At 49.8% G+C, this 2,664-nt stretch carries 4 protein-coding genes; all 4 read left to right on the top strand.

Going from position 1 to position 2,664, the window contains the following annotated elements; genetic code table 11:
• Nucleotides 1–699 precede the first annotated feature (699 nt).
• The 4 genes from mntA to JWG43_RS17345 all read left to right on the top strand — a co-directional run bounded on the left by mntA (nucleotide 700) and on the right by JWG43_RS17345 (nucleotide 2,524).
• Entirely contained in the window at nucleotides 700–1,104 is a 405-nt protein-coding gene (gene mntA, locus JWG43_RS17360; RefSeq protein ID WP_205244208.1) for a type VII toxin-antitoxin system MntA family adenylyltransferase antitoxin, read from the top strand.
• Nucleotides 1,079–1,501, top strand: coding sequence for a type VII toxin-antitoxin system HepT family RNase toxin (gene hepT, locus JWG43_RS17355; protein ID WP_205244207.1), 423 nt, complete (start codon nucleotides 1,079–1,081; stop codon nucleotides 1,499–1,501). Before mntA ends, hepT begins: the two co-directional genes overlap by 26 nt.
• Nucleotides 1,502–1,958: 457 nt before the next feature.
• On the top strand, nucleotides 1,959–2,237 hold the full coding sequence (locus tag JWG43_RS17350) for a type II toxin-antitoxin system Phd/YefM family antitoxin (RefSeq protein WP_205244206.1): 279 nt from the start codon (nucleotides 1,959–1,961) through the stop codon (nucleotides 2,235–2,237).
• Entirely contained in the window at nucleotides 2,234–2,524 is a 291-nt protein-coding gene (locus JWG43_RS17345) for a Txe/YoeB family addiction module toxin (RefSeq protein ID WP_338033282.1), read from the top strand. Before JWG43_RS17350 ends, JWG43_RS17345 begins: the two co-directional genes overlap by 4 nt.
• Nucleotides 2,525–2,664: the final 140 nt, after the last annotated feature.

The following is a 2,664-nucleotide window of genomic DNA, read 5'->3' as shown; positions in this document are numbered from 1 at the left end:
TCTTTCTTTGTGGCCTTCGTTTTTAAATGCGCTGCGGTTATTATGGCAAAAGGGTTGGTCTCCCTGAGCAGGCCGTCAATATTTTTGTTGTAGTCATTGAGTTTTATCATGGGGAATATAAAGTGTACTAAAAAAAATTAGGGACACTTCCCCTATTTTATAAGCTTCGGGAAATGTTCGTTTTTTTCTCATAACAATACGGGAAGCGTCCCTAATTTTTTCTAATTTTTTGCGTGCGCAGCGGAAATGCGCAGTATCTCCTCTTTTTCTCTTGTACCAATTCAACAGGATGCATGCTGACTTTATTGGTTGTCGTTGGAATTTGCATGGGATGTGTTTTCTGTTTCTCGGTGGGCATAGCTGTCAGATCGAAGCGTAGGATTGTAATATTTTTAAATATAGCGCACGGGTAAGAGACGGTCAAGGCAGGGAAGTGTCTGGCTCCCATCCATTGGTAGTGGTGCCTGCGGCAATAAAAAGCCCTTGGCAGTGAAAAAATTAGGGACACTTCCCCTATTTTATAAGCTTCGGGAAATGTTTGTTTTTTTCTCATAAAAATACGGGAAGCGTCCCTAATTTTTTCCTAATTTTTCTGGTTGTCGCTTTCACGGTGTCGGCTGTATACTGGCCATAAGATTGCAACACATTGAAGAGCCATAGTGCCTTTTGCGATGATAAAACCTCGAGCCGCCTCAAACCATGTCCTTTCCAGAGAAATCAACCCTGGACCGAATACTCGCCGCTGAGCCTAACCTGGAGTTTGCCGTGCTGATCGGCAGTCGGGCCGGCTCCACCCACACCTCGAACAGTGATTGGGACCTTGCTCTGCAATGGCAACGGGACATGGACTGGCTGGAGCAGCTGGGCCGCACCGAAACCCTGCGCCATGAACTGGCCAAGGCCCTGGCGCTGCCGGCAACGGCCATCGATCTGGTCGACGTGCCCCGGGCAAGTCTGGCTATGCGGGCTGAAATCGCGGAAAATGGCGTTGTCCTCATAGGCGAAGATACCCTGCCCTGGCAGAGATTCCTTCGGCGGACCTGGCGGGAGTTGGAGGAGCATTACTGGGAGAAAATATATGCGCACGGACCTGTATCACGCTGAAACCAAGCGCATAGCCGCGCAACAGGGTGCCCTGCTGGACGAAGCACGTTCACGTCTGCTCGCCGAACAGGCTCTCACGCCCCTTGAACAGAACGGTGTCCTGCATGGGTTGCAGGTGCTGATCGAAAACGCCATCGGCAAGGCCAAACAGCAACTCAAGGCACGGAGCATGGAGGTGCCGATTTCCGCTTACGACGCTTTTGCAGCCCTGGTCCGGATTGGACTCATCGACCAGAAAAAACTGCCCCAGTGGCATGGCATCGTTGGTCTGCGCAACCGCATTGTCCATGACTACATGAACGTGGATATGGACAGGATCTTTACCTTGGTCCGCCAGGGCCAATACACTTTCCTGCTCGACTTTCTCAGGGCTCCACTCAATGATGAAACAACCTGAACGACTCTGTTCGCGGGCATGGCCCGCTCCTACCTCAGCAAACCCGCCGACCAGGACTGCCCCTTAAAATTTATATGAAAGTGTTGGTTCCGGTGGCGGTACCATGCCGGAGTGCCGACTTTTCATTGTCCGTTGTGGCTGGCCAATCTGATCCAGCCATGCTGGTTAGTAAAATCAGGGACACATCCCTATTTTACAAGCTTTCGGAAATGTTCGATTTTTTCTCATAAAAACAAGGGAAGCGTACCTAATTTTTTCATGGATATACCTTACAAGCTGGAGAAGAAAAAGGGACAGATTTATTTTTTTTGCAGACTAATGCGTAAAACAATCAGTCATCCTGATTTTCTCCACCTGTCTCCGGGACCCATGATCCCCGGCAAACGATAAGGCCCTTGACGTCAGGTCCAAGCTAACGTACAGTAATCCTGTACATCATTTCCCACGAAGGATACCAATGTCTATTCAAACAACGTACACTGATGCCCGCGCGCGATTTTCTGCTCTTTGTAATGCCGCGACGACAGACAGGGAAGTCATCATTATTCGACGGCGTGGCGCTGAAGATGTAGCGCTTATTGCCGCCGATGAACTTGAAAGTCTTCAGGAGACCGCACATCTTCTGCGTTCCCCTAAAAATGCCAGACGCCTTCTTGCCGCCCTCGAACGGGCATTGCAACGTTCTGAAAAACCTGAGTCGTTGAAAAGTCTTCAGAAGGAAATGGGGCTTGAGTGAAAAAAACCGCTCCTGCAAAGAGTAAAATATGTAGAGACGCTGTTTTTCATCCTGAATTTCGAGACGATCTCCGCCACTGGGTGGAAACAGACCGGAAGACGGCTTTGCGAGTCCTGACTCTTATCGAGACCATTCTCCGCGATCCATTTCATGGTATCGGCAAGCCTGAACCCTTGAAATATCTGACACCCGGCACATGGTCACGACGATTGACACAGGAACACAGACTTGTCTATCTGGTCACAGATGACCGGGTGGATTTTCTTCAGGCTCGTTACCATTACTGATTAAGGGTCAGAAAATTAGGGACATCCATGATAAGTATTGTCAAGGGGAAAACGGAGGTTTCCCGTTTCGCCCAGGAGTACGTCAGCGCCTGCCTTGCCTCTCCCCCGATCTCGATTGTTCCTCGGCGGGAGCGGAAGCA

The sequence above is a fragment of the Desulfobulbus alkaliphilus genome (assembly GCF_016918545.1).
GTDB lineage: Bacteria > Desulfobacterota > Desulfobulbia > Desulfobulbales > Desulfobulbaceae > Desulfobulbus > Desulfobulbus alkaliphilus.
The sequence above is the reverse complement of the archived record's forward strand: the minus strand, read 5'-3'. Positions and strand labels throughout refer to the sequence as shown.